The organism is Stenotrophomonas sp. YJH_SMC_19 (genome assembly GCF_059367915.1).
Genome location: NZ_JCAFRI010000003.1, coordinates 312639 through 338636 on the forward strand (window position 1 = coordinate 312639; position 25998 = coordinate 338636).

21 protein-coding genes are annotated in these 25998 nt (G+C 59.9%); 11 read left to right on the forward strand and 10 right to left on the reverse strand.

Annotated elements, in window-relative coordinates:
• The first annotated feature begins 44 nt into the window (after positions 1 to 44).
• Both AC5P5R_RS06010 and AC5P5R_RS06015 read left to right on the forward strand, forming a co-directional pair.
• Positions 45 to 542, forward strand: a complete 498-nt coding sequence (locus AC5P5R_RS06010) for a hypothetical protein (protein WP_032965543.1) — start codon at positions 45 to 47, stop codon at positions 540 to 542.
• Entirely contained in the window at positions 539 to 1969 is a 1431-nt protein-coding gene (locus tag AC5P5R_RS06015) for an XVIPCD domain-containing protein (protein ID WP_172986190.1), read from the forward strand. Before AC5P5R_RS06010 ends, AC5P5R_RS06015 begins: the two co-directional genes overlap by 4 nt.
• Positions 1970 to 1983: 14 nt before the next feature.
• Here AC5P5R_RS06015 and AC5P5R_RS06020 read toward each other — a convergent pair whose 3' ends face one another.
• Positions 1984 to 2646, reverse strand: a complete 663-nt coding sequence (locus AC5P5R_RS06020) for a DUF6988 family protein (RefSeq protein WP_164281670.1) — start codon at positions 2644 to 2646, stop codon at positions 1984 to 1986.
• A gap of 134 nt (positions 2647 to 2780) precedes the next feature.
• On the opposite strand from AC5P5R_RS06020, the gene AC5P5R_RS06025 reads away from it, so the two are divergent.
• The 6 genes from AC5P5R_RS06025 (at position 2781) to AC5P5R_RS06050 (ending at position 6964) form a co-directional block, all read left to right on the forward strand.
• On the forward strand, positions 2781 to 2966 hold the full coding sequence (locus AC5P5R_RS06025; protein ID WP_172986189.1) for a hypothetical protein: 186 nt from the start codon (positions 2781 to 2783) through the stop codon (positions 2964 to 2966).
• A gap of 115 nt (positions 2967 to 3081) precedes the next feature.
• Entirely contained in the window at positions 3082 to 3507 is a 426-nt protein-coding gene (locus AC5P5R_RS06030) for an energy transducer TonB (protein ID WP_164281672.1), read from the forward strand.
• 455 nt (positions 3508 to 3962) lie between these two features.
• The gene (locus AC5P5R_RS06035; RefSeq protein ID WP_164281673.1) at positions 3963 to 4331 is read left to right on the forward strand and encodes a hypothetical protein; all 369 of its coding nucleotides are present in this window, start codon (positions 3963 to 3965) and stop codon (positions 4329 to 4331) included.
• Positions 4332 to 4905: 574 nt separating this feature from the next.
• Positions 4906 to 5112, forward strand: coding sequence for a hypothetical protein (locus tag AC5P5R_RS06040; protein WP_138984338.1), 207 nt, complete (start codon positions 4906 to 4908; stop codon positions 5110 to 5112).
• A gap of 45 nt (positions 5113 to 5157) precedes the next feature.
• Entirely contained in the window at positions 5158 to 5661 is a 504-nt protein-coding gene (locus AC5P5R_RS06045) for a hypothetical protein (protein WP_164281674.1), read from the forward strand.
• Between the two features lie 871 nt (positions 5662 to 6532).
• A complete protein-coding gene (locus tag AC5P5R_RS06050) occupies positions 6533 to 6964 on the forward strand; it encodes a DNA mismatch endonuclease Vsr (RefSeq protein WP_019336254.1) in 432 nt (143 codons plus the stop codon).
• A gap of 17 nt (positions 6965 to 6981) precedes the next feature.
• On the opposite strand, the gene AC5P5R_RS06055 is transcribed toward AC5P5R_RS06050, so the two are convergent.
• The 5 genes from AC5P5R_RS06055 to aceE all read right to left on the reverse strand — a co-directional run bounded on the left by AC5P5R_RS06055 (position 6982) and on the right by aceE (position 20692).
• On the reverse strand, positions 6982 to 12405 hold the full coding sequence (locus AC5P5R_RS06055) for an FtsK/SpoIIIE domain-containing protein (RefSeq protein ID WP_164281675.1): 5424 nt from the start codon (positions 12403 to 12405) through the stop codon (positions 6982 to 6984).
• Position 12406: 1 nt separating this feature from the next.
• Positions 12407 to 13855 carry a hypothetical protein gene (locus tag AC5P5R_RS06060; RefSeq protein WP_164281676.1) on the reverse strand — a complete coding sequence of 483 codons (1449 nt, stop codon included), beginning with the start codon at positions 13853 to 13855 and terminating at the stop codon, positions 12407 to 12409.
• Complete coding sequence (locus tag AC5P5R_RS06065) at positions 13852 to 15825, reverse strand: hypothetical protein (protein WP_164281677.1); 1974 nt, start codon at positions 15823 to 15825, stop codon at positions 13852 to 13854. The genes AC5P5R_RS06060 and AC5P5R_RS06065 overlap by 4 nt, the downstream gene beginning before the upstream one ends.
• Positions 15826 to 15872: 47 nt before the next feature.
• Positions 15873 to 17240, reverse strand: a complete 1368-nt coding sequence (locus AC5P5R_RS06070) for a DNA (cytosine-5-)-methyltransferase (RefSeq protein WP_164281678.1) — start codon at positions 17238 to 17240, stop codon at positions 15873 to 15875.
• A 764-nt stretch (positions 17241 to 18004) separates the two neighbouring features.
• Positions 18005 to 20692, reverse strand: a complete 2688-nt coding sequence (gene aceE / locus AC5P5R_RS06075; RefSeq protein ID WP_164281679.1) for a pyruvate dehydrogenase (acetyl-transferring), homodimeric type — start codon at positions 20690 to 20692, stop codon at positions 18005 to 18007.
• A gap of 568 nt (positions 20693 to 21260) precedes the next feature.
• Between aceE and AC5P5R_RS06080 the strand changes: the two genes are divergently transcribed.
• Positions 21261 to 21821: a PadR family transcriptional regulator gene (locus tag AC5P5R_RS06080; RefSeq protein ID WP_172986187.1), complete on the forward strand. Its 561-nt coding sequence runs from the start codon at positions 21261 to 21263 to the stop codon at positions 21819 to 21821.
• 59 nt (positions 21822 to 21880) lie between these two features.
• Positions 21881 to 22678, forward strand: coding sequence for a siderophore-interacting protein (locus AC5P5R_RS06085; RefSeq protein ID WP_164281681.1), 798 nt, complete (start codon positions 21881 to 21883; stop codon positions 22676 to 22678).
• Between the two features lie 93 nt (positions 22679 to 22771).
• Here AC5P5R_RS06085 and AC5P5R_RS06090 read toward each other — a convergent pair whose 3' ends face one another.
• Positions 22772 to 22924 (reverse strand): hypothetical protein, encoded by a 153-nt coding sequence (locus tag AC5P5R_RS06090; protein ID WP_158230113.1) that lies wholly within the window; start codon positions 22922 to 22924, stop codon positions 22772 to 22774.
• Positions 22921 to 23742: a hypothetical protein gene (locus AC5P5R_RS06095; RefSeq protein ID WP_164281682.1), complete on the reverse strand. Its 822-nt coding sequence runs from the start codon at positions 23740 to 23742 to the stop codon at positions 22921 to 22923. The genes AC5P5R_RS06090 and AC5P5R_RS06095 overlap by 4 nt, the downstream gene beginning before the upstream one ends.
• A gap of 198 nt (positions 23743 to 23940) precedes the next feature.
• On the opposite strand from AC5P5R_RS06095, the gene AC5P5R_RS06100 reads away from it, so the two are divergent.
• On the forward strand, positions 23941 to 24342 hold the full coding sequence (locus AC5P5R_RS06100; protein WP_100438298.1) for a hypothetical protein: 402 nt from the start codon (positions 23941 to 23943) through the stop codon (positions 24340 to 24342).
• A gap of 199 nt (positions 24343 to 24541) precedes the next feature.
• On the opposite strand, the gene AC5P5R_RS06105 is transcribed toward AC5P5R_RS06100, so the two are convergent.
• Both AC5P5R_RS06105 and AC5P5R_RS06110 read right to left on the reverse strand, forming a co-directional pair.
• On the reverse strand, positions 24542 to 25249 hold the full coding sequence (locus AC5P5R_RS06105) for a YceI family protein (RefSeq protein ID WP_005407837.1): 708 nt from the start codon (positions 25247 to 25249) through the stop codon (positions 24542 to 24544).
• An 86-nt stretch (positions 25250 to 25335) separates the two neighbouring features.
• A complete protein-coding gene (locus AC5P5R_RS06110; protein ID WP_005407836.1) occupies positions 25336 to 25926 on the reverse strand; it encodes a malonic semialdehyde reductase in 591 nt (196 codons plus the stop codon).
• Between the last annotated feature and the right edge of the window lie 72 nt (positions 25927 to 25998).

The following is a 25998-nucleotide window of genomic DNA, read 5'->3' on the forward strand; positions in this document are numbered from 1 at the left end:
ATGAACGTGCCGCTGCCGCAGATACGCACCCTGCCCGCATATCCATGACCGAGCTGCAGAAGCGGATTCTCGCCTATGCGGATTCGCTCAGGTCACGGGCGGATATCAGTCCGGACAAGTTCGGCACTGCAATCGGTGTCTCGCTCGTGCCAGACGAAAAGGTCAGCATCAGGCACATCGCAAAGGACCTGGCAACGACGGACGGCTACAACTATGGGGCGTCTTATCTGTCGGTTGAGTCGGCACGTGAGTTCCCCAGCCAAGAGGTGATCTTCTATCAGTTGGGCAAGCAGCCAGTGACGGATGCTCCGAATGGCGTGTGCTACTGGGAAGCCGAAAGTGCCGGACGAGCCCTCGAAGCCCTCGGATACAGGACCGGAGGAGAAGTGCCATTTCAGAGAGGGGGCATCAGGCAGTATCGGCGCCCCATCACCGGTGGTAGCCAGGGTATGGATACCAGCCTGTTGACTTATCGTTCCAATGAAGGTGATACCGCGAGAACCTGCGTCTACGCGGTCCAGTTTGGAGGAGGAGACAAATGAAGGGAATCGAATCCAGCGTCGAGCCACTGTTGGCCGATCTGCGCGCAGACAAACAGCTTCCAAGTGGTGCCGAGGATGCGATCCGACGCAGCATTGCAGGCTCCCCCTACCTCAATCACCTTCTGGCAAACGCAGCCACCAGCGGCCAGGTCAGCCGGATTGCCGTGTCCTACGGACATCACAATGGTGGCCACTTCCAGGATGGGTCGGATGGAAACCCGCCAACGATCTTCATCAGCGCCTCCAATTTCCAGAATGTAACCGGCGCCCGGCTTGAAGAACGACTTACCGAAGTGCTGGGCCACGAGGCCATGCACGGCATCCTGACCAAGGAACGCGCCGCAGCACTCAGGGACTTCAAGCAGACCTACAGCGAGGAACTGATCGCATCACACGATTCCCGGTCAGGTTCGGTGAACCTGACCGAGCCGGTGCGCACGCTTCTGGACAAGGGACGACAGGACGAGGCACTGGCGGAGGTCTCGGGCCTGCGGGCATTGGATAGCCGATTCAGAGCGTTGAATCCAACGTTGGATGACAACGGACTGGAGGCAATGCTTGCGTCCCGCTCGCTCTCTCGATGCGTTCGGGCAGAGGGTGCAACCAGAAGCCTGGCGGAGGGCATTTCATATGATGCGCTTGCCAAGCGCCCCAACAATGACGGCGTCCAGCTCACCAAGGCCGTCGAGCAGTGCTTCTACGACGGCACTGGCACGCTGGGCCGGCACGGCGATTCCGACTACCGCAACTACTACGGCACCTATCCGTTATCAGTGATCGGGACGAGCCATGCCTTTCTGGCCGAAGGCCGCCAGCCCCCGGCAATCCGCATCGATCTGCATGAGCTTGGACTCGACCCGAAGCAGCTTGAGCGCAATGGCCTCGACTTTGGCAGCACAAAGATCCTGCCTGTTGGCGACTTCGGAAAGGACGGACTGGGCTGGGTGGAGCTGAAGAACACCGGCAGCGCCCACACCATTTCGCCGCCGACGCAGAGTATTGAAGATATGCAGTCCTCGCCCATCCGCTCGCTAAGTCCTGCAGATCAGGCGCTGCTGGACCAGATTCGGGGCAAGGTGGAAGCACTGGACAAGGCCAACGGCCGAACCTTCGATGACGCCAGTGAACGCATGTCTACCAGCCTGCTGGCTGCAGCCAAGGATGCCGGAATCACCCGCGCGGACCATGTGGTGCTGAGCAGACAGACAGTTGCCTCCCCGGCCGCACACAACATCTTTGTGGTGCAGGGTGCGATGTCCGACCCTGCCTCCCTTCGCACTCACATGGCGACTGCAGAGGCCGCCCAGCGGCCAGTGCAGGAGAGCCTGAACCAGGTAGAAGCAATCGGCCACCGCCAGGCGCGCGAGCAGGCAGACATGCAGCGCACGCAGGAGCAACAGCAGCGGGTTTCGGCGCCGTCGATGTAGGCTACTGGCTTCAGCTAGCTCGACTGTTCCACCGGCGCCCTCGTCTCGATGGTCCGGCGCTTTTCTTCATCGAAGAGAAGGCACTCGGCAAAGGCTTCATCCAGCCGCAGCACGTCCTTCTGCAGATCCGGGACGTCGGTAAGAATGGCGAGTTGCTGCCCCGCCATCATTGAAAGGTTGTTGCTCATCCGGATGACGTTGATCGCCAAGGGCATGGGGAAGCCATCGCGACTCCGGCCCATTGCGTGTACCCCTGCGTGTACGAATGAGTTCAGCGGAGCCCAAGCGTGGGCCTTCAGCTCGATGAGGTGCGAGAGCAGATTGTCCAGTTCCGCTACTTTTGCGAATGCTTCCAGCATCTTCGAAAGCATCGGCAACCTTTGCTCGCTCGTTCCAGCTTCGGGCGGCAGGGATAGCAACGCCACCTCCCCCTTGGATGCGCAATGCAGGATCCAGACGGACCGCGTGAACGCCTCGTACTGGCAGCGCATCAATGCCATCGCAGAGGACGCCATGCGGGCCTGCAGCAGCGTGCGAAGGGCGTCTGCGTGTTCAAGGCTCAGCAACGCTGCGTCCATTGACGCCAACAATCTGGGCGAGTCCTCCGCCAGTGGATGATCCACCGTAGAGAGGATCGCCTGGCGAAGCAGCGCGGATCGATTGAGCAGGTCTTCCATGACGATGACTCCTGGTATCGGCGGGTGGAGCATATCCAGCGGAGGGAGCTGTCCGCCAGAATCCATGCGGAACTGATCCCACGCTGTGAGGCAGCTCCAGACCATCCTCCCCTCCCCCCCACCGGAGGATGCCCATGACCAGAATCGACCCCACATGGCTGGAAGCCTTCGACCAGGAGCTCCTCCACCTGTTCGCCATCGACCACCGCGATGCCGGCATGGATGAGTGCCTGCTGGGCTGCTACGCAGACCTTCCGCCGCGCGAGGCGGCGCTCGCCTTCGGCAGCGACTACGACCTGGAGCGCGACGATGCGCTGTGACCAAGGCCGGGCATGCCTGTGTGAACCGTGCGGCCGCCCGGCATGCCGGCATTCAAGGCAAGCGATGCCAGGGGATGACCGCTATGCTGGCAGCGCACTGGAATGGAAACCACGTATGCCCCGTTTGAACACCGCCCTGGCACTGAACCTCGTTCTGATGCTGCTGGGCGCTACACCTACCATGGCCATGGCGGCAGACCCGCAGGTCTCCACTGAAGTGTTCGTAGAGCGCGGTGACAACCCCACCTTCGAGCTACAGCAGGCGCCTGCCATTGAGTATTCAACGGCCCCTGCCACGCCGCCCGATACCTTCCTGCAGGCTCCCATGCAGGTGGTGCTGGTTGCCCAATTGGATGAGCTGGGCCACGTTTCCAACGTGATGGTGGTGCGGTCCAGCGGACTGCGGGAGATTGATCGCGCGGCCTTTACCGCGGTGGACCAGTGGCGCTTCGAACCGGTCGTGGTTGAGGGCGTCGCGCGGCATGCGCGGGTTCGGGTGCGTTTGAGCTTCGTGCCTCCGGCCGAGGCGCCGCCCGGCTGAACCGCTGGTCCAATCTGTCGCGATCGGCCCTGCGCCAAGGCGCTGACTGCGGGTAATCCTGCGCTTGGGGCCAATAACGCCAAGCCCTCCAAGACCGTTGCAGCGCAATCGCTTGCTGGCTTAACACCGTGTGCGACAATGCCGAAAGCGTCAGGACTGGCAATCGTCGGTTCTGCAGTTTCTTGGCATTTGGTAGCTGTACGGGTATCTCTTGGCGTGCCACCGGAAAAGGGTGGCGCGGGACTCGAAAACCCGTCTGAATACCCAGTGCTTTACGCTTGCCAGTCGGCGTCATCTTCGGATGGCGCCGACTGGCAATCCGTTCGCGTTCCATGGCGGGCGGTGCGTGGGGGCCTTCGGGCCCGCCGGCTTGGATATTCACCGGTTTTCGAGACACGCACCGTCCGCCGCCTTTATCTGGTGGCGCTGCTATCTGTCCTGTACGGAGCATTGCCATGAACACATCGGACTTCCGTTCCCTGCACGCGCAGTACGATCCGGACAACGCCGAGACCGAGCGCGAACCCTCCCCCGATCCAAACTCCTTCGTCGCCACGCTGCACCGCATCGGAACCGGTGCGGCCGCGGACGGCCAGCCTTGGCCGGAGCGGCATCAATTGCCTGGGCGGTGTCTTCAGTTGGCGGATGCGGATTGCGCGTTAGCCGGGCTGCGTGTGGTGGCGGAGCTGATGCTGGCTGCGGAGCGGACTCGGCAGAACGGCGCGCCAGAAGAATACCTGGGGGATCGGGTTATGGAGGGGTTGAAGATGGCGTGTGTGGCGTTGACTGCGCAGGTGGCTGAGCGGTTGCACGTGCGGGAGTAGTGCAGTTGAGTCTGGCCATCTGCCGCGTGGTTGCTGGTCATCCACGTGTTATCGGCGGTCCATTCGCCTTCTAGTTCATTCCCTCTCTGCAGAGCGTCCAATGAGGCCTGTGATCTATGGTGCCGCCCTGCTGGCGGCGCTATCTGCGACGATCGCCAGCTGTCATGTACCCAAAGCTGGCTTGGATCTGCGGCCGTTTCGGAAGGTATCCGACGCTGAGTTTGCTGTCATGCGCGAGGAAGCCGTTCGACTTGTGCACGAGGGCCTGGTACAGGACGCGCGCTACGCGGGAGAGAGGTACTTTGAGGTCAGCTGTCACGGTGCACCCGTGATGCTGGCGGACAACTCGTTGGAGGTGCTTGTGATTGTGCTATTTGCGGATAGATGGATTGATGTTCCGTGCGTTGTGCCGCTGATGCCGCATTGGAGTGGGCGGATTGTTGCGGAACGAGCGCGCACATAGCGAATGTGAGTACAGCGAGATGGGAGGCCACGCTGGACCACCTCTGTACGGCCCAAATTCTGCTAGGACTAGCCGCCACCACTGCGGCCTGCATCTGATCTCGTGCTGCACATGCAGGTCGTCCGCATGCAGTTGGCCGACGCCAATTGCACCCTAGGCGGCCTACGCTCCCTGGTCACGATGGCCTTGGCTGAGGAGCTCACGCGGCAGAACGGCGCGCCAGAACAGCGTCTGGGCGACCGGCAGATGGAGGGGCTACTGATGGCGGTACTTTCGCTGACGGTGATGGCCAGCGAGCGAGTGCAGGGGCAGCGGTAGACCCCTGCTCCGGCATCCCCTCGATCACGCGCAAGGAGTTTCGCCATGACCAGCGCACTGGCACGCCGATTGGCCTGCGCCGCGCTAGTGACCGTACTGGCTGTCAGCGGCCGCGTAAGGCCGCCATCCACGGGCTTGGATGACAGCACCGCCGCCACGCTCACGGGCGCCACCAGTCCCCGCACGATGGGCGACCGCACCCGCACGACGCGGCCGGTGGAGACCAATCTGGGCCCGCACCGTTTCATGCTTCCGGGCAACCTCTACTACAACCAAATCGACCCGTTTGCCGGTGGCGGGATGATGCTGGCAGTGTTCTGGAAGGACTTCGATACCCCGCCGCAGGGGGATCATCCTATGCAGTCGGTGGAAGATGGATACCGGCAGGTCTCGATAGAGCCTGCAGTAGGTGGATGGTGCGGCTGCGGATTATCTGGCGCAGCGTTTGGCGGGGCTTGCGACGCTGACGCCGCGCTGGGGGCTGATGCCTGTGCAGTGGATCGCTCGTGGGTGCCTGACGATGTGCGGGAGGTGACGCCGGACTGGTAGGTGGTGCGGGATGGGGATAGACGCGTGAGTACGTTGATCAATTGTGACCCTTGGAAGTACATGCCAGACGATTCGCTGATGGAGAGCGGGAAGCATGTGCGGTCAAGTGGCGATCGCGTAGCGATGTGCCAGCATTCCACGGTGGATGCCGCGAATTGCCTAGCCGTAGAGATGAGCTACGCGTGGGTGCTTCTGGACGACTGCTGGCGATTGGAAGCGACCACTCGCGAAACGATGCAACGGCACAAGGTCGGCTCCACTCGGTAGGAGTACCCTGGCCCGCGTCACCTTGATGCTGATGCTGATGCTGACGATCCCAAATCTGTCTGTATCGCGCATGATCAGCACGACATCCCACGCGGTTTCGGCCCAGAATGGATCAAGCTACATTACGGCCTGAAGCTCCGAACAAGCTTCGACCTCAGCCAGATCGAGTGGCAGGCCCCACCTACCAGCTGGACAGGTCCTCTATCTGGCGTCAGGTACCGAGTCGAGTTATAGGAACAGTTCTGCATCTGGGGGATTGGATCAATCAGGCCGAAGTCGAGCAAGTGGCTCAACCGCAGGTTCAGTTTGCAGATGACCTCATTGATTACCAGCTGGAATTTTTGGATGAAGTCGTCGCTACTTTAATCGATCGTTGGCTCGATTCCGTCTTGGTGGGCGAATCTACCTAATCAAACGATCCCTGGCGATCAGCAGTTACGGAGCGCCAAGCGCTGGTCCCACAACTAGTATCGGCCAGCGCTTGAATTATGCATCAGGAGAACAACCACCTACACGTCCTGATCACCAATCGCCAGCATTTCCACCTCCACATCCGTTCTACACTCACGACGGACGCTTAAGCAAATTTCTGGAGCAGCGGAAGATGGGAGACATCCTTACAAAGGAAGCTCGAAGTGAGCGCATGTCACAAATTGGCTCGACCAACACCAAGCCAGAGCTAATCGTTCGCCGAGAATTACACGCGCTTGGATTCAGATTTCGGTTGCATGTGCGCCATCTGCCGGGAAGGCCTGACATTGTGCTACCTAAATTCCGGACCGTAATCTTCGTTCATGGGTGTTTCTGGCATGCGCACCGCTGCCAAAAGGGGCGAATCCCAGCTTCGAACTCAACTTTTTGGCGTGAAAAATTTCGATCCAATCAAATTCGAGACGCAAGGGTTACGAGAGAACTCCGAAGCTTAAATTGGCGAGTTATAAAAGTATGGGAGTGCGAGTTGCGAACTGCGGAAATGCGCAAGAGAACCATTACTCGGGTGGCACGACTAATTCGTGCCACCCGGCAAAGCCAGTGAACTATGGGCGCGACGCTCTACGACTCCCCGGCAACATCGTAACGGGCAAACTGAACCCTCATCCGTCCATTACCAGTTTTAATAATTGCATCACCCTTACCGGCCAATTGCTCGGCCCCGCCCTCGTCGAGAACCACTCGGCTTTCAGTGGCAGTATTTACCCGAAGTGCGATCTTTCCCGGCAGATTGCCCTTGACCACGGTATTAACAACGGACACGACAGGCTTCTGTGTCGACACGATGACATGAATACCTGCGGCACGGGCCTTCTGGGAGATTCTTCGCAAGCTCTGCTCAATCTTCTTCCGCTCGTCATCATCGCTTGTCAGATCAGCATACTCATCAAGCACCAAGATCCAGCGCGCCATTTCTCCGCCAGACGCTTGGTACTCAGAGATATTCCTCACGTGGCCAGGCATGGATTTGAACAACCGGTACCTATCTTCCATTTCATCAACAGCGCTAGCAAGGAGCTCCACGGCATCCTCAGCCATGCTGCCAATCGGGCCATCGGTATGCGGCAACCCCTCGAGGGTGTTGAGTTCCGTCCCCTTAGGATCAATGAGCTTCAGCTTGAGCTCTTCAGATGAATAGAATTTCGCAGCACCATGAAGGATGGTAAGAAGTGCTTCTGACTTACCACTACCTGTCACGCCAGCAATCAACAGGTGAGGTGAATTTGAGCTAGAAAAGTCGATCTCGGCAATTTCACCAGAGGAATCCTCCCCCACCGGAACTACGAAACCTTTGCGCGGGCGCTTCCAGCGCTGCCACATCTCCTCCGCATCTACAAAGTAACGCTCGGAGTCATCCTTCGGGACGGATATAACAATGTTTCCCATATGGGTCGAGCAGCCCAATTGCATATCCGCGGCGAGCCCCATCCTCAGCTTCAGATTTTGGATCTGGGCCTCAACGCGATTTACGGAAACGCCATAGGCCGGCACGACAGAATATTCTACGAATGCGGGCCCCTCTTTGTAGGGCACTCCATCTTTAGGTCGGTTCACCTTTACATGAAATTCCGAAAGAGCCGAGATAAGCTGGTCGTACTTATGCTCTAGCACCTTACTGCTTAGCCTCGTTTCAGCACAATTGGTAAAAGCAGTCGACACCGTTGCAGCGACCTCAGCTACGCCATCGGGAGACTCGCCATTAGGGGACCGACTATCGACATCGGCGATTTTCACATCGAGTTCAACCTCGCCCCCTTTAGCCGGTTCGGGCGAGGCCACTGGCTGGCCGTCAAGCTCATCAGCCTCACGAACCTGATCTTCGTTCGCCGCCGAAAGCGCTTGAAGAACAACATCGTGACAGCGCCCCACAGCGGAAGCCCCCCAGTAGCTAGAGTCATATTCTGCAGGATTTATGCGGATTTCAATCCGTCGATCTGACTCATCGCCATAGTCGCCACCAAATTCGTCCCAAGTAGCAGTCTCTCCATCCTCAGTTCTGGCGAATGCTTGATACCAAATGAGAATGCCGGTACCAGTGGCGAACTGAGCCCTTCCCTCCGCTACAGACCGAAGGACTTCGACAGCATCGGCGCTCTGGGTGTTGTTCAGCTGCAACCCGGCATCGAGCACTGCAAGTAGTCGCTGCCTAAGCATGGACGCCTTGCTTCCAACTGCTGACGTCACGCCGGCGCAAAGTTCCGCAAGTTGCATCTTATACATCTTGAGCTGTTCGGCATGCTCGCGAAGACGCTCCTCGCCCGCCTTGGGGAACCCTACTTCGCGCTCAGTCTTGACTAGACCGTAATGCTTGATTTCGATTGGAATCAGGTTCACGCGGTACAGGCCGCTGTTCGTACTCTGAGCCGATATCGCGATGAGGTCAGCTCGACGTCGATTGTCCCCCTTTGGATAACCGACGGTATCCCTAAGGAAAGGATCCACAGCATCGACCGGAAGTACCAGGCGCAGTTCTCCTGCTGGGGCTTCATCCACCCAACGCTGTAGAGAACTGAGCGCAAAGAAAAATCCAATCGCGCCAGTTGCCTGATGGTGACCAACAGAAAGTAGAGTGTTTAGGCCAATGGCGCGCTTTGCCAGTGTCGTAACAAGTAGCTTCGCACGCTGCCGTATCTCATCCTCAGACGCAACTGAGTTGAGACGGCTCAACCGATCGCGAATAGCACCACTGAGAGCACCGGGGACGCTCGCGAGGACAAAGTACGGCTGCACCCGCATAGCCCCGCCTCTTCCGGCAGAAACAGTCGTAGCCGGGCGCCAATCCCAAAGTACGTAGCTACCGCCGACATGGCTGGCTACAGCTCCAGCCAGGGACTGCGGATCCACACCAAAGTCTCCGGCGACTAGCCAGTTGGGGTTCGCTGTCGCGCCAGAAAAATTGGGCATTATCTTCACGGCCCATGCTTTGCCGCTATCGCTCTGTTCATACGCAAGCAAAGCCTTGGCGAGTCCACTCTCTCGCGATGCCTCGCTGTTCAAACTGTAGTCGAGAACTGAGTGATTAATGGCACTTTTTCGAACCGGCGTCCTTCGAAGCGGCAGATCAGGCAACCATCCAAGCGACTTCCCTATAAGGGAGAATCCGGCTCTTGCTGCGCCTCCCTCCACAAAGGTGACATGGTTCTCAGCGACATCACCATCTGGCGCGGTGTGCCAGGTGAGATTGAATCCAGGACGTGCCGACAGCAAAGCCTCCCCAAGCCGTCCAAGCGGCGGGATATCCCCATGTCGATTGACTGAATCCTTGATGTTTACGCTGGAGACCCCCTCGAGCTCTGCGCTTGACTCTGCCAATTCCCTGAGCTTGCTAAGGAGCCCCTCATCCATCACGTTGGATCGTCGAGTGGGCACATTGCTAGTTACTGCGATTCTAAGCGTCTGAACTTCTGGCGAAACCCGCAAGAAGTCATCTACAGCAGTAGAAATTGACGAGGGAGTCAGGGATGAAAGCCCCTCTGCTGGGAATCGCTCTCCCTGAAGCCAGTCAGGAATAGCTGGCGATCCCGAAGAAACCGGAACGCTCACATGCCATCCTATATACAGATCGGAAGGCCGAGCATCCACAGGCACCGGCAAGAAGGCCTCCTCTTCCTGGAATGCATCGAGGTTGCTGACCAGTGCAGGGAAGTTGGTGCCATCTAGTAGTGACAGTGAGGCAGAAGGGCTTGCTGAATCGTCATACGCCTCGCGAAGGCCGACCTGAACCTCCCAGCTCCATGCAAGACGAATGGGATGCAAGGGACTCAGCAGGACTGCACAAACTTGCTGTACACCACTACCAACAGGGTACACCGCGACCGAGAAAGGATTCCTGGCCCAGAATCGATCTGAAGGCTGGAGAGTGGCCGAGACTGAGAGCACTTCCCTATAAGCCGACAACACGGCCCCGATCCGCTCTCGATCCAGCGAGTCGAGCGGAAGTCGAGACACTGTCAGCTCGCCAGACTTCTCCCTGCCCTCTGTATCGAGCGAGAGCTCTACCAATCCAAGTTCTGTGTACGATTCACGCAGCCTTTTGTACTCAGGCAGCTCGAGCAGAGCAGCAGTAGGTTGAGCAGGATATATGTCCAAGCGACCAGCCAGGCTCGTAGCAGCCTTTGTGCCGGGACAGATAGTCTCGAATTGCTCAGCAACTTTGGAACTACTTGCTTGAATTGCGCCCAGTGCGTGCCCTTCAGCTAGTTCTCTGATGATGCAATTGAACTCTGCCTCGAGCTTGCCAAGCACCGAAGGCTCGAGCAGCCTATCTGTCGCAGGGCGTGCACCAGTAGCTGCGGCTACGAAAGGAGAGAGAGGCCTTGCCGCCGTAGATGCAACGTCGAGCAAAATTTTCAGGTTGCAACCAGGGTCAGGCTTGGGCTTGAGTTCAACAGTCGACGTGAGGTCTTCAGTGCCAATAGCGAATGCACCATCCGCACTTGACCATGACGAGCACTCAAGATGCTCGTCGCCCAGTTGCCAAGTGGACTGATCGAACGGGAGCTCATGCCCCCATGCAAGAGCAAATTCATAGCGAGATGGTTTGTTGACAAGAAGGGTCGCCTCCATTGCCCCATGAGCGTCGACAACGCAGAAGCGTGGCGCCTGACGTTTTGATGACTCTTCCTTCAGCCAAAGCCCACACTCAGATGAGCGAATCTGCACAAACTTCAGAGGCTCCACCTTTCGGAGGTACTCAGGAGCCTCCAGCAATATAGCAGGGTCGCTCTGCTTCGCTTTTCCAGTCTTGATGGTGAGGTCGCCCAGCAGGTGCATGCTCCCTGCGACCTTGACAGCAGACTTAAGCGTGAATGAAGAGCCTCGATAAGTTCCGACGCCTTGCACTCTTACTTGTGGAAGCTCAAAACCATCGAGCACGGCAGAAGGCACTTCAGCGCCGTCAGAGAGCGGAACGACGATCTCGATATTGAGGTACGTAGAAGAGCGCGAACCCGGTTCAAACTGGTCTCCGGCTGTCGCGATTAGTACTGGTACGGCATTCGGGAACGGAGAAGGTAGCGTTTTTCCATTTCGCCGCATCTCCATCTGCATGCGGTCATTTCTACTAGACGACTTGAACGTCGCTTCGTCGATCGCCGCCCAGCCCTCTGTCTTGAGCTCCTGATCAGCAGTTGCAGACGCAGCGACTCGCGCCACCGCCGAGCCGCTGTCGTACTCTGAGCTCTCAACAACGTTTGCCCAATCGATTTTCTCCAGCGTCTTCGCGCCAGAAGCCTCGTCACCCAGCATCCCGAGGCGACCGAGCTCTACACGAATGCCATCCGCATCGATCCAATCGCTTTCGAGCTTCCGAACGTAGTCTTTGGGCGCGATAGCAAGGCCATCGGAGGAGACAGGATTCGGCAAGCCCGCGGCGCCGTACAAGAACGCTCCCGTCCTGGAGCCACGCCCCCCTGCGAATGCCACTACATTCTCGGCCCACTGCTTAACGTGCAGCCACCAGTCGCGGGAAACGCTTGCCTTCCCACCGACGGAGAGCTCGTAAGCATCCGCGAGAAATTTCACAATCCCCCGGGTGACTGAAGCAAGTTGCTCATGTGAGATTTCGAGGGAACTACACTCCTCGATGAGGACAACCGCCAGAGCAGCTGAGAAGTCTTCAAGTGTTGCTACCCCAGCTCCTGCCTCGCCAGACTGGATGGAGGGGAAACCACTGCTAAGAAGTAGGGGGTAGACGCTGCTATAGGTGGACATCCCGCGATTCTTGCTCGCATATGTCACTGCGAGATGCCGCCCTTGACGGAACATCGCAAGCTCGCGGAAATCCACGCGAGGCATGATTTCCTTGACGTCATCCCGCGCCTCATGAACGAACATCGCGAATTTGATTTCTTGAACAATCCGCTCGTTTGCCCCGTCAACAATTTCCCGCACGAAACTTGGCGGCAGGTCATCCGGCAGCTCCAGCATAAGCTGGCCACCCATACCTTCAGCGATGAGCGCAATTGCCTTGCCTATCAATGGCATGTTAGTTCCCCCCAATACCCAAATTAATCTGTATCCCCTCGTCGCCATCTGAAGCACTGACGCAGAGCCCTGCGCGCTCCAGCTCGGCAAGAAGGAAGTCAATTCGCGGTTTCAGCCCCAGCGAATCAAGTTGCCTCTGTACGTCACCAAGGCGTAGCTCTTGCGTGGGAGAGGAGGCGGAAACTGCTGCCATGACAACAATCCACTCCGGCCCTGGCGATACATGAGTGTAGTTCCTACTGATCCTTCTCAATAGCGCATGATGATCTGGAACATCGGACGCACTACGTTCGATTAGCGAATAGCGCACTGTCTCAACGAGGTTAGTCGTGCCAGATACGTCTCCGACCTCCAGTTTTTCCCTGAGCGCCGCAGAGTGGTCGTGCCTCAGCAGGTTAATTACGTCAACAAGATTTCTGCAGGGGTCGCCTTCTCCTTCTAGCACCTCGCCAAGGGCTTTGCGATATGCCGACCCTTGAATCAATGCCTGTTTTATCCCAGGCATGACATCCATTTGAGCAATGCTCCCTTTTTGGTACGCAATCAGCGGCCGCGTTGGCACAAGCGCACTTCGCGCGACAGCAGAGGGTTCGCGCGTAATATCTCTAACGCCGCGAACCAGTTCCGCAAAGAAATTTGCCTCCCACAGGAAGGAGAACCCCAGCGCATTGCGCAGCACACAAACCGCCCACGCCGCCCACTTCCTCGGCGTCAATGCTGTGTACCAACTTTCAGAGCACAGTCTGTCCCAGCTGTCGCGGAACCAGGAGAATGGCGTTCCAATCTGCTTCGCAATCACGTCCTCATGCCACCAGGAAGGCAGGGCCGTCGATTGGGCTCCCTCGTGTAGCTGCACTGTAGTCGGCGGCCAGTCTGCAGGCAGGAATTCGCTCAGAGTCGTTTTTGCCAGCGCAGCCTCTATGCGACTCAGTGTAGGATCGGCCGCATAGTGAGTTGCAACTTTGAACCAAAGCTCGGATGCAGATCCCTCACCCCCTCCAAGCGTGTACATCGTATTTAGAAGACTGGCAAAGTTAGGGGGATTTGGTGCACCTAGACCTCCCGCAGGATCCTGAAGCAATGCGCCACACAGGCCGATAGCAGACGATGCGTATCCGACCCCCTTTTCAGCACGCGCACCCATCAATGAGTCCGTAACGGCCTCAACGACGAATTCAGGAAGTGTCCCGTCGTGAATGACGAACCCCTTCTTCTTTAGGATTTCTGAAAACTTTGTCAGATCCTCACCTACAGGCCTGGTAGGGTGAGTATTGAACTTGGATGCTGATGGCCGTGTTAAGTTGTTGCTGTCCTTTCTAACGTATATCAGCCCCGTATTGCGGGGAGCACTGGCTGGCCTAGGTACTACCGACCATGCCAAAGCCGAGAGAAGAATTTCCGGGCTCGATGGATACTGCGGTCGCTTTAGCTCAGGGAAATAATTACTCATCTCTCAACTTCCTTGTAGGTTCCATTGGCCACAACCGCAAGTCTTCGCTGCGTTCGATCAATTGCAGCCATGCTTGAAGACCTGCATCTTTCGATGCGAGGCTCAATGTAAGTCGTGGATTCGGTCTGGCCACAGAGTCCCTGGTTAAACGCCTGCGCCTCTCGAATCAGTGCGAAGTCAAGCACAAGCTGGCCAATCGGCGCTGGATTACCTGCGATGTAACATTCGATAACCAACCTGCTTCCCTGCCTTCGGACCTGAAGGCTTACACTCGCGACGGAAACGATCTCAACGAGCTTTGGCTGCACTTGTTCCTTAACAGAAGAGACAGGCTCCGCCCTAACGGAGAAGGCGGGCAACAGCATGCTACTGGCGGGACCGTCAGGATGCGGAGGAAATATAAGCGCGCTGATCGACTGCTCGAGCTCGATTGGGAGCCTCGCGGATCCAGAGATGCAGGATCGATGGCATCTCCGCCACTCTTCTATTACATTGACGTTTCCATAGGCACCTCGCGCCACACCTACCAGTCGCGCGACGTATGCGCCGTACCAAGAAATCAGTCTGCGACGTTCGATGTCATTACACTTCGGACTATCTACGTATTCGAGCAGAGTCCTTTCCAGATATTCGTCAAACTTAGACCAGACATTAGGAACATCGGGTATCTTCAAGAGCTCTCTGCTAGGAAGCTCGCCCATTGCTATGCACTGCATAGCTGCTTCCACGCTTTTCGAGTCAGCGCTTCTCCATACCGCAGGATCAACCAATGCCAGCCCGGCGTGGATCGGAGTCGCAGGTGGAAACTCGGTGCCGTCAAGCTCTATCTGTGGAACTGGAGAACGGAAGACTGCGCAGTGTGCGCGATGCTTTGAGAGCGAAATAACTGCGGCAAGTCGGCCTCGAGCATCGGGGCAGTTGGTCGCAACACCTATTAGCGAATCCAAATACTCTAGAATTTCTTGGTTTTTTGATCCAAGATTTACCCTTGGACCTAACAGCGACATAGCTGCAGCACCCCATACGTCTCGATAGCTATACAACCGACCTGACGCGATCTCTGCAGATGACATCAGCTGCTGCCAAGAGCTCTGACCCGTTTGAGATTGCCACTGGATGATATTGGAGCGAATCGGGCACAAGTCCGGTCGTTCTCCTTCCACACCATCAAATCTGGCGAGTAGCTCTGCGAACAATGCCTGGCCACGGGAGTGTCCAGCACTGCCATCCAGCTCGAAGAGCGAGTAAGAGTCCACGGCAAGGGAAAGCAACCTTACGCGACGACCCGCAAGTACAAATTCCAACTCTCGTGTAGCACTCTGAACGTCGTGCTGCAGGGCCCTCAGCTCAGTCGCACCGATCTGATCGAACCTCAGATCTTCAGGATTCGCTAGCCATCGAAGGATCGAGAATGAAAGCGAAGGCTCAGCACCCTGAACCTCTTGCAGCCCACGAATCTCATCGGCCACGATGCCTCGATTGACGCAACAGAAGCTGCGCACCAGCATTTTGGAGGATTGCTCGAACCAGTCGAGCAGGTCGGTTGCCAAAGCAATCTCTTGATTCTCGTAATCGCCCCTGGGCGCGATGGTCGCATCATTCAGCAGATAGTACTTGGCGCCATCAACGGTCGCAGTGTAGGTTCGCTGCGCCAGCGCGTCTGGATTTTCGTTGCGAAGCCCAAGGCGCTCACCCAGCTCTCTTGCTGCGAATGATTTTCCGTTTCCAGCACCTCCCATAAGGAAGACCACCTCCATCGCCACTTCCGGCGATGGATTTGTACTAAAGCGATCAATTGCGGCTTGAACTCCCGGAAGAAGTGCCGCTCGAGGCCACCATTTATCATCCGGCTTCTCGGGCTTGGCAGCGACGTCTTCGCCGCCAAATGCTCTCCCCTGCAGACGTTCCAATCCATCGCTGATGGCTGTAGCGCGCGCGCATTCAAACTTACGATCTGATGATGTATCCATAACCCCCCCCTGCTCCTTAATCCATGGAAATTCACGTTCGCTTTGGGCTACCGCTTCGCAAGAAGGATTCCCGCCAAGTTTTTTCCGATTTCCCGAGCGAGCGGCACCGGTACCGCATTGCCAATTTGGGTGTATTTCGGCAGTTCTCTGAAGTGAATTCCTTCTTGAGGATTTCCTGCGCGTCGAATCCCGCCCGTGGTCCGCTTCCCACGGAACTGGTACCAGTCGGGAAAACCCTGAAGTCGCGCCCATTCTCGTACAGTCAGCGTTCGCGCTTGTTTGAAGTGAACGTAGTCATCGGGTAGGGAGGTCGCTGTGATCATTGGCCCTTTAGCGCCCCAAACTGGAGGCAGCAGACGTTGGGCAAATTTCTTCGTCCCTACGTAGTGGTCACCATTGATCATTGCCTGAAACTTCGCCTTCACGTGGTCACTATGCTTGCTATATTCATGATCCGTCAGAGGCGCGCCCATTTCAGCTACCTCACCAGAAAGTTTTTTCCTGAGTAGATACTGGATATCAGCCGAAGGCCCTTTCGGATAGACAGCGGTCTGCCCGCCATTTGTATACTCTGGATCTATTAAATCGCCAAGAAGATCCATCAGATCTGGGGCTCCACCGATCGGCCGAGGCAAAAAACCAAGACCGATGGCGGTGTCGTCTATTTCATCGATACAGTCGACGCGAGTAGCCGCCCCCGCAATGTCGTCGCGGATTCCAACGAGCATTACTCGCGGCCGATTCTGCGCAACCCCATAATCCTTTGCATGTAGCAATTGGGAAGCAATTCTATAGTTGCCAATGCGTGCGAATGCACGCTTGACCGCCCACCAAATTTCGCCAGGCTCCCCTTCGGGAGTCCAACGCGCAGTAAGCAAGCCCCTCACGTTCTCAAAGACGAACGCCTTGGGCTGAAGGTGGCGAATGATGCTCGCCATGTCCTTGAAAAGATGATTGGATGGGATGTCATGCTTGTCTACGGAGTAGGAACGACGATGGCCGATTCCTGAGAAACCCTGACAAGGAGGCCCGCCGACGACAAGGTCGATCTCCCCGTGTTTTATTCCGAAAGTCGACTCGAATCTGGACTCCAGATCATCGAGGTAGGATTTCCTCGTCATTTTTCGCGCATCAGAAGAGCTAAATGGATTTAGCCAACGCGATTCATCCATTCCTTCTCGAAAATGAGCGTAGCGATCTCGCCTATTTACGAGGTAGGTGCTGCGGGCATCGTCATTAAGCTCGTTGACGAAGATTGGCGTGAATCCCGCCTCTTCAAGACCAAGTCCGAAGCCGCCACAGCCTGCGAACAGGTCAACAACACTCAAAAAGTTCTTCTGCAAGATCTTCCCCAATCGCCGCGTCGAGATGGAGCTCGCCGCAACATAATTCACTCGCCCACGGTCTCGGTCCATGCATAGCGAGCTGGCGATACGACACCCCAATCGAAAGGATGACTCACGTAGCAGCGCTCCCTGACCATAACCCTGGGGCCGCCTGCGCCGGCGCCTTCCGGAAGGAGGCCGCATCAGTCACAGTCTGGCGTATTTTGACAGGACAGTTGAGGCCGGGCTAGCCCGTTGGAATGGCGCTGACGCCATCAGTACGTTGGCCAGCGAATACCCTTGGGCCAATTCTGGCCAGATATGAAGTTCACGAGTGCCCCGTGAGCCTGTCATTCCAAATTACACCTCGCCGTCTAGAGAAGGTGCTGCTGGTGAGCTTGTACGAGTCCTGCTCGTCATCAACATCAGTTCGGTCAAAGGCCTCTGCTTGGCACCAGACGTCGACCGTTGCCCGTGCGGATGGGGTCGTGATGACTGAACTACAACCGCACTCACGTTTTGTCGTTAAGGCCGCAAGGCAATCAGCCCATTGATCTCGCCGGTGGCTTCAGAGAAAGTGCCGTCACCTAGATTGCCCTGCGGGGAGTTGTTCGCAGAGGGAGACCTTCTTCATGATCAGCGGAGACACCCCTAGCAAGAACAGGTGGCCTGGCCGGATCAGTTGATCTGCGCGAAGTGACTCTTGGGCGCCCGCTCCAACGCATTTCTAGACGCTTAGACGTCACAAGGTTGGCAGACATCTTTTCACTAGGTTCCCGCACCAAAAACAGCAAGGGCGACCAGTGGCCGCCCTTGCTGCAGATCGTCATCAATTAATCAACCAATTGACCGCATCAAACCCCAACAGGATTAGCCTTCTCCGGATCAATCTTGTACTGCTTGATCGCCCTGGCCACATCCTTCGCGGTCATCTTCCCTTCCTTCGCCAGCGCCGCAATCGCGGCATGCGCGATGTAGTAGCGATCCACCTCAAAGAACCGGCGCAGGTTCGCACGCGTATCCGAGCGGCCAAACCCATCGGTACCCAGCACCGTGTAAGACATCGGCACGAACGCACGGATCTGGTCCGCATACGCACGCACATAGTCGGTGGCGGCAATCGCCGGGCCCTGGCGGCCTTCCAGCAGCTCGGTCACGTAGGCCTTGCGCTGCTCACCTTCCGGATGCAGGCGGTTGGCACGTTCCACGTCGAAACCATCGCGACGCAGTTCGTTGAAGCTCGGGCAGCTCCAGATGTCGGCGGTCACGCCGAAGTCCTTGTCCAGCAGCTCGGCAGCAGCAATAGCTTCGCGCAGGATCGTGCCCGAACCCAGCAGCTGCACGCGCAGCTCGCCCTTCTTCGGCTTGCCGGCGTCGGTCAGCAGGTACATGCCCTTGACGATGCCTTCGGCCGCGCCTTCCGGCATTTCCGGGTGGGTGTAGTTCTCGTTCATCAGGGTGACGTAGTAATACTCGTCCACCTGGTCTTCCATCATGCGCTTGGTGCCGTGCTGCAGCACCACGGTCACTTCGAAGCCGAAGGTCGGGTCGTAGCTGCGCACGTTCGGAATGCCACCGGCCACCAGATGGCTGAAGCCATCTTCGTGCTGCAGGCCTTCGCCGTTCAGCGTGGTGCGGCCGGCGGTGCCACCCAGCAGGAAGCCGCGGGTACGCATATCCGCCGCCTGCCAGGCGATGTCGCCCACGCGCTGGAAGCCGAACATCGAGTAGTAGATGTAGAACGGCAGCATCGGCACGTTGCTGACCGAGTAGCTGGTACCGGCGGCCATCCACGAGCTGATCGCACCCGGCTCGCTGATGCCCTGCTGCAGCACCTGGCCGCTCTGGTCTTCCCGGTAGAACATCAGCTGGTCGGCGTCGACCGGCTTGTACTTCTGGCCGAACGGCGCGTAGATGCCGATCTGGCGGAACAGGCCTTCCATGCCGAAGGTACGGGCTTCGTCGGCCACGATCGGCACGATGTGCGGGCCCAGTTCCTTGTCGCGCAGGGTGATGTTCAGGCTCTGCACGAAGGCCATGGTGGTGGAGTAGCTGCGCTCGCCGCTGCTCTTCAGCAGGCGGTCGTAGCTTTCCAGCTTCGGTGCCACGAAGGTCTTGTCGGCCTTGCGGCGGCGCTGCGGCAGGTAACCGCCCAGCGCGGCACGGCGTTCCTGCAGGTACTGCACTTCCGGCGAATCCGGGCCCGGGTGGTAGAACGGCACCTGGCCGTCGGCCAGCTGCGCGTCGGTCACCGGAATGTTGAAGCGGTCGCGGAAGTGGCGCACCGCTTCGTCGTCCAGCTTCTTGGTCTGGTGGGTAGGGTTCAGTGCTTCACCGGCGCTGCCCATGCCGTAGCCCTTCACGGTCTTGGCCAGGATGACGGTCGGCATGCCCTTGGTGTTCACGGCCTGGTGGTAGGCGGCGTACACCTTGTGCGGGTCGTGGCCACCACGGTTCAGGCGCCAGATGTCGTCGTCGCTCAGGCCGGCGACCATCGCAGCGGTTTCCGGGTACTTGCCGAAGAAATGCTCGCGCGTATACGCGCCGCCGAAAGCCTTGCAGTTCTGGTATTCGCCGTCGACGGTTTCCATCATCAGCTTCTTCAGGACGCCATTGGTGTCCTTGGCCAGCAGGGCATCCCAGTAACCGCCCCACAGCAGCTTGATCACGTTCCAGCCGCCGCCACGGAACACGCCTTCCAGTTCCTGGATGATCTTGCCGTTGCCGCGCACCGGGCCGTCCAGGCGCTGCAGGTTGCAGTTCACCACGAAGATCAGGTTGTCCAGGCCTTCACGGCCGGCCAGGGCGATGGCACCTAGGGTTTCCGGCTCGTCGCTCTCGCCGTCGCCGATGAAGCACCACACCTTGCGGTCGGACTTCTCGATCAGGCCACGGTTTTCCAGGTAACGCATGAACTGCGCCTGGTAGATGGCGGCCAGCGGGCCCAGGCCCATCGACACGGTCGGGGTCTGCCAGTAGTCCGGCATCAGCCACGGGTGCGGGTACGAGGACAGGCCACCGCCGTCCACTTCCATGCGGAACTTGTCCAGCTGCTCTTCGCTGATGCGGCCTTCCAGGAAGGAACGCGCGTAGATGCCCGGGGCGCTGTGGCCCTGGATGAACAGCAGGTCGCCCGGGTGGTTTTCGCTCGGGGCGCGCCAGAAGTGGTTGAAGCCCACGTCGTACAGGGTGGCGCCGGAGGCGAACGAGGCGATGTGGCCGCCCAGGTCACCCGGCTTGCGGTTGGCGCGGACCACGGTGGCCATCGCGTTCCAGCGGATGATCGAACGGATGCGCCATTCCAGCTCGGCATTGCCCGGGCTCTTGGCCTCGAACTGCGGTTCGATGGTGTTGACGTATTCGGTGGTGGGAGAGAACGGCAGGTAGGCGCCCGAACGACGGGTCAGTTCCACCATGCCTTCCAGCAGCTGATGCGCGCGCTCGGAGCCCTCGACATCAATAACGGCCTTCAACGACTCGATCCACTCCTGGGTTTCCACAGGATTCGGGTCGTTGTTCAGCACCTCGTTCAACCAGTTCATTAGCGCTCCCATAACCGCACGCACGCGCGCGACTGTTGTATAGATTTCTAGACCGCAAAGTGTAGCGCACCAAGGGCTTTCGTCACTTGGCTACGCAGGCGTATGGATGCAACCGGCCAGTGTCCGCAAGGGGCTTGCCGGGGCCGCTGAAGGCCCTGCGGCGGGCCTTGGTGGCTGCGCGGGCTGTCGCTTGCGGGCCGCTGCGCCCATGTGCAGGACGCAGTGTTACCGCTACCGATGACGGTTGTAGGGCAGCGCCATGCCCACCTGTATCGGCTGCGCGTGCCGGCGCTGAACCGTCGACAACGTGTCGCACCTGCCTCTGGATTGGCCCCTGCGGTGCCCTCAGGGTAGACCTCGAGTGTTGGCCTCGCCCGCCTCGGTCCGCCGTCTGGCCCTGCCTCACTCCCTTCCACAGCATTGCCCGGGGCGCCTCGCAAGGGGCGCCCCTTTTGCTGTGGGCGGGGCCGGCCGTGGCCCAAAACAGACCTGCTTGTGGCCGGATCGATGATTGCCGGCTTCGATATATCGATATATCGTTTGCACACTCGTTTACCGATATATCGAAATGAGCCGTACCCCTTCTCCCAGAGCCCGTTCCACCGACTCGGCCGTGCCTCGCCGCAACGGCCAGCCGCGGGTGCTCAGCCGTGGCGACCTGCGCCTGCTGGTGCTGGCCCTGATCGGCGAGCAGCCGCGCCATGGCTACGAGCTGATGCAGCTGATCAGCAACCAGTTCATGCAGGCCTACACGCCCAGCGCCGGCACCATGTACCCGCTGCTGGCCAGCTTCGAGCAGGCCGGCTGGATCGAGGCCGAGGAAGTGGACGGGAAGCGGATCTTCCGCATCACCGCCGCCGGCGAGTTCGAGCTGAAGGTGCAGCGCACCCAGGTGCGCCTGGCGCAGCGACGTGCCTTCGACCGTGCCCGCGAGATCACCAAGGCCTCGCTGCCGCCGCCGCTGGCCGGTGCCCTGCGCGAGTTCAAGCGGGCACTGGTGCATCACCACGGCCGCTGGGCCGAGGGCGAAGCGGAAGAAGTAGCGGCGCTGCTGACGCGGGCATCCGCGTTGCTCAACGGTACGGCCGGTAACGAGAGCCCACCCATTTCAACGACCCAGCCAGACTGAATCCAGCCAGGTCTCCCCTACGCCGCGCGCCCCCGCGCGACACCCTTGCAGGTAACCCCATGACCGAACACAACAACACGCGCCTGCGCCTGGATGTGCGCTTCCGTGAACTTACCGTGCTGCGCACCGAAGAGGTCACCCCGCACATGCGCCGCATCGTGCTGGGTGGCGCCGCGCTGGCCGGTTTCGATTCGCCCGGCGCTGACGACCACATCAAGCTGTTCTTCCCCAATGCCAGCGGCGAGATGGTGCTGCCGGTGGTCACCGCCGAAGGCCGCAGCTATCCGGCCGGCAAGGAGCCTTCCCCGGCCCGCGACTACACGCCGCGCTGGTGGGACCACGAAACCGGCGAGCTGGCCATCGACTTCGTCCTGCACGACCAGGGCATTGCCGGGCCGTGGGCCGAGCGCGCGCAGCCGGGCGACACGCTGGTGATCGGCGGCCCGCGCGGCTCGTTCGTGGTGGCCGACAGTTACGATGCCTATGTGCTGATCGGCGATGAAACCGCGCTGCCGGCCATCGCCCGCTGGCTGGACGTGCTGCCGGATGGTGCCGAGGTGCAGGCCTTCATTGAAGTGAGCGATGAGGCCGAACGCCAGGACCTGCCGCAATACGAGAATGTGCGCATCCACTGGCTGGAGCGCAATGGCTTCCCGGCCGCCAGCAGCACGCTGCTGGAAGACATGCTGACCGACTTCGAGGCGCCGGACGGCGATGCCTTCTACTGGATCGCAACCGAATCGCGCCGCGCACGGATGATGCGCAAATTCATCGAAGGCCACCTGGGCGTGCCACGCGACTGGATCCGCTCGACCGGCTACTGGAAGGCCCACCCGGACGAAACCGACGGCGATTGATCCAAAGACGGTGGGTGCGGCCCCTCCTTGGTAGGTGCGGACCGTTGGTCCGCACGCCCTGCAACAGGTAGTGCCGGCCGCTGGCCGGCAACCTCATGAACCTTCTGCAGGAACCCGCAATTGCCGGCCAGCGGCCGGCACTACCACCTGCTGCGCCCACCCGAACCGCTGCGCGGCCCAGATCTCCAGCGCCAGCATCCGCACGCCCTCCAACAGGTAGTGCCGGCCGCTGGCCGGCAACCTCATGAACCTTCTGCAGGAACTTGCAATTGCCGGCCAGCGGCCGGCACTACCACCTGCTGCGCCCACCCGAACCGCTGCGCGGCCCAGATCTCCAGCGCCACCAGCAGCGCGATGACCAGCAGCGGCAGCAACAGCCCGAAATACACGCCGGGCATCATGCCGTTGATCTGCGCCTTCACCAGCCGCAGCACACCACGGGTGTGCAGCAGCTCATCCACATGCATCGTCAGCGCTTCGCGCACCACCTTGGGTTCCAGGCCGAGGGTGCCGGCCTTGTCCACCAGCGTGTCTTCCACCATGCCGCGCAGCAGGCCTTCGCGCACCTTACCGATCACCCAGCCGGTGCCGCGCGCCAACGGGCCGTTGCCAAGACGATCAAGGCCGGGCAACGGGTGTTCGCTGAGGTAGGCCGAGGCGATGGTGTCGGCCACATCGCCCACCGTGCCCTGGCTGCGCAATGCCTCGCGCATGCGCGGGTCGTCCGGCGAGTCGGTGAAGCCTTCGCTCCAGCCTTCCACCAGGGTCTGCAGGTGCGGCTGGAAATGATCGAGCTGCTTGAACAGCGCGCGATGCGCACCGGCGGTGAAGCCCAGCTGCAGCCCGAAGAAGGCGGTGGCCAGCGGCAGCACCACCACATAGCTGGCCAGCAGCCAGTGATGCCAGCGCTTGCGCCGCTGCAACCAACCACGGTGATGCAGCCAGCGCCAGCCGAGGATGCCCAGCACCAAGCCAAGTAGCGTGCCGAGCAGGCTGCCGCCCAGCAGATCGAGCACGCTCAGGCCCGACCAGAATTCGTTCAACCAGTACTGCGCGTCCTGCATGGGTCTTCCTTCCGTGGGTGCGGCTGCGCCTGAAACGCCAGCCAGGTAGAGTCGACTGTTAGTCGACTATCGCGCGCAGCGCGGGGGTTTCCGGCATCGCGCCAAGAGCAGTCGACTCTACCAAACGGAAGACCGCCGCTCCGGAACACGCCAAGCAATGCGACAATCGCGCTCCTTTCCTGCAGCAACGAGGCCCACATGGCCAAACTGACCCTGGCCAGCGTGGATGCGCTGCGTACCCGCTTTGCCGATGACGCCGCCTGCGATGCGGCACTGGCCGCCTTCGCCGACACCGCCGCACTGCGCACGCCGCTGCGTGAGCTGGTGGAGGCACAGCACCGCTACCTGCAGGCCGAATTCGAAGTGGCGCAGGTGGCCGATGTATTGCGCCGCGACCAGAAATACGCGCCGGTGGGCCGGCCGTCGGTGCACATCGTGCAGCTGCGCAAGCAGCAGGCCGCGACCAAGCAGGCGGCGCTGATCGCACGCCAGGTGGTGGCGCAGGCCGCGCAGACCTTCGTGCGCGTGAGTGGGCTGGCGGCGAAAGCCAAGCAGAGCCCGAGCGAAGCGTGCGTGGCATGGTTGGGCGCGTTGCGCTGAGGGATCGTGCGGACCAACGGTCCGCACCCACCAGATGCAGGTTGGCGTCTACCGGGTAGTGCCGGCCGCTGGCCGGCAACCCCATCAGCATCGGGCACCCCGCATGCAGCCGGCCAGCGGCCGGCTCTACCGGCACCCAAAAAGAAGGCCCGCTTTTCAGCGGGCCTTCTGCCTTCTCACGACGAGTGAGCGGGGTGCATCAAGCCGCCGGCTTTTCGCCGGTGGCTTCGGTGGTGATGCGGATCTTCACTTCATCGCTGACGTTCGGGGCATACGCGCCGACGCCGAAATCGCTGCGCTTCAGGGTGGTGGTGGCATCGAAGCCGGCGGCCGGAACCTTGGCCATCGGGTGCTCGCCGCCGCCGTTGACGGTCACGTCCAGGGTGACCGGCTTGGTGATGCCCTTGATGGTCAGGTCACCGGTGACGGTCAGCTTGTTGGTGCCAGCGGCTTCCACCTTGGTGCTCTTGAAGGTGGCATCGGCGAACTTGGCGGCGTCGAAGAAGTCGGCGCTCTTCAGGTGCTCGTCGAACTTGGCGGTGAAGCTGTTCAGGCCGCTCAGCGGCAGCTTCACTTCCACGGTGGACTTGGTCACGTCTTCGGCGTTGTACACCAGGGTGCCTTCGACGTTGCCGAAGTGCGCGCTCGGGTTGGAGAAGCCGAAGTGGCTCCACTGGGCCAGCACGTCGGTGTGGGTCGGGTCCAGCTTGTAGGTGCCCGAGGCGATCTTGATCGCTTCGGCGGCCGGCGCGGCAGCGGCGGCATCGGCGGCCGGGGTGGCGGCCTGCTCGGTGGTGGCCGGGGCGGCGGCATCGGCAGCCGGGGCAGCGGTGTCGGCCGGCTTGGAGCAGGCGGCGATGGCCAGGGTCAGGGCCAGCGGCAGCAGCAGTTTACGGGTGGCGCTCATCTGAGGAACTCTCCGGATCGTAGGGTGGGTACACGGTGCAGCAAGAGCCTGCCACGGGACAGCAGGCCCGAAACCGATACAACGACTTACGCGATGCGCGCCGCTTCGTCGAACGACAGGCGCGGCAGACGCGGGAACAGGCCCGCCGGGTCACCGTAACCCAGGTTGACCAGGAAATTCGACTTGATCGAAGTGCCGGCGAAGAACGCTTCGTCCACCTTGGCCGGGTCGAAGCCCGACATCGGGCCGGCATCCAGGCCCAGCGCGCGTGCGGCCAGGATCAGGTAGGCGCCCTGCAGGCTGCCGTTGCGGAGGGCGGCTTCGTGGCGGCCTTCCTGCGGGCCGTCGAACCAGGCCTTGGCATCGGTGTGCGGGAACAGGTACGGCAGCTTCTCGTGGAAGTCCAGGTCGAAGCCGATGATGGCGGTGACCGGAGCGGCCATGGTCTTGTCGTGGTTGCCTTCGGACAGGGCCGGGGCCAGCTTGGCCTTGGCTTCCTTCGAGGTGACGAAGACGAAGCGGGCGGGCGTGGTGTTGGCGGCGGTCGGGCCCCACTTCACCAGGTCATACAGTTCCTGCAGCAGGCTGGCCGGGACCGGCTTGTCGAGGAAGGCGTTCTGGGTGCGGGCAGTACGGAACAGCTGGTCGAGGGCAGCAGCGTCGAGCGCGTGGGACATCGGTGGATCTCCAGGGCGGCTAAGGGAAGTCAGTGCCCGCGGGCGGCGCGGGGCGAAACGACGAGCCGCAGT

Bases quoted from the DNA above. Each gene is read 5' to 3' on its own strand.
- AC5P5R_RS06010 (WP_032965543.1), top strand. From the start codon at position 45: ATGACCGAGCTGCAGAAGCGGATTCTCGCCTATGCGGATTCGCTCAGG.
- AC5P5R_RS06015 (WP_172986190.1), top strand. From the start codon at position 539: ATGAAGGGAATCGAATCCAGCGTCGAGCCACTGTTGGCCGATCTGCGC.
- AC5P5R_RS06020 (WP_164281670.1), bottom strand. From the start codon at position 2,646: ATGGAAGACCTGCTCAATCGATCCGCGCTGCTTCGCCAGGCGATCCTC.
- AC5P5R_RS06025 (WP_172986189.1), top strand. From the start codon at position 2,781: ATGACCAGAATCGACCCCACATGGCTGGAAGCCTTCGACCAGGAGCTC.
- AC5P5R_RS06030 (WP_164281672.1), top strand. From the start codon at position 3,082: ATGCCCCGTTTGAACACCGCCCTGGCACTGAACCTCGTTCTGATGCTG.
- AC5P5R_RS06035 (WP_164281673.1), top strand. From the start codon at position 3,963: ATGAACACATCGGACTTCCGTTCCCTGCACGCGCAGTACGATCCGGAC.
- AC5P5R_RS06040 (WP_138984338.1), top strand. From the start codon at position 4,906: ATGCAGGTCGTCCGCATGCAGTTGGCCGACGCCAATTGCACCCTAGGC.
- AC5P5R_RS06045 (WP_164281674.1), top strand. From the start codon at position 5,158: ATGACCAGCGCACTGGCACGCCGATTGGCCTGCGCCGCGCTAGTGACC.
- AC5P5R_RS06050 (WP_019336254.1), top strand. From the start codon at position 6,533: ATGGGAGACATCCTTACAAAGGAAGCTCGAAGTGAGCGCATGTCACAA.
- AC5P5R_RS06055 (WP_164281675.1), bottom strand. From the start codon at position 12,405: ATGCCATTGATAGGCAAGGCAATTGCGCTCATCGCTGAAGGTATGGGT.
- AC5P5R_RS06060 (WP_164281676.1), bottom strand. From the start codon at position 13,855: ATGAGTAATTATTTCCCTGAGCTAAAGCGACCGCAGTATCCATCGAGC.
- AC5P5R_RS06065 (WP_164281677.1), bottom strand. From the start codon at position 15,825: ATGGATACATCATCAGATCGTAAGTTTGAATGCGCGCGCGCTACAGCC.
- AC5P5R_RS06070 (WP_164281678.1), bottom strand. From the start codon at position 17,240: ATGGACCGAGACCGTGGGCGAGTGAATTATGTTGCGGCGAGCTCCATC.
- aceE (WP_164281679.1), bottom strand. From the start codon at position 20,692: ATGAACTGGTTGAACGAGGTGCTGAACAACGACCCGAATCCTGTGGAA.
- AC5P5R_RS06080 (WP_172986187.1), top strand. From the start codon at position 21,261: ATGAGCCGTACCCCTTCTCCCAGAGCCCGTTCCACCGACTCGGCCGTG.
- AC5P5R_RS06085 (WP_164281681.1), top strand. From the start codon at position 21,881: ATGACCGAACACAACAACACGCGCCTGCGCCTGGATGTGCGCTTCCGT.
- AC5P5R_RS06090 (WP_158230113.1), bottom strand. From the start codon at position 22,924: ATGAGGTTGCCGGCCAGCGGCCGGCACTACCTGTTGGAGGGCGTGCGG.
- AC5P5R_RS06095 (WP_164281682.1), bottom strand. From the start codon at position 23,742: ATGCAGGACGCGCAGTACTGGTTGAACGAATTCTGGTCGGGCCTGAGC.
- AC5P5R_RS06100 (WP_100438298.1), top strand. From the start codon at position 23,941: ATGGCCAAACTGACCCTGGCCAGCGTGGATGCGCTGCGTACCCGCTTT.
- AC5P5R_RS06105 (WP_005407837.1), bottom strand. From the start codon at position 25,249: ATGAGCGCCACCCGTAAACTGCTGCTGCCGCTGGCCCTGACCCTGGCC.
- AC5P5R_RS06110 (WP_005407836.1), bottom strand. From the start codon at position 25,926: ATGTCCCACGCGCTCGACGCTGCTGCCCTCGACCAGCTGTTCCGTACT.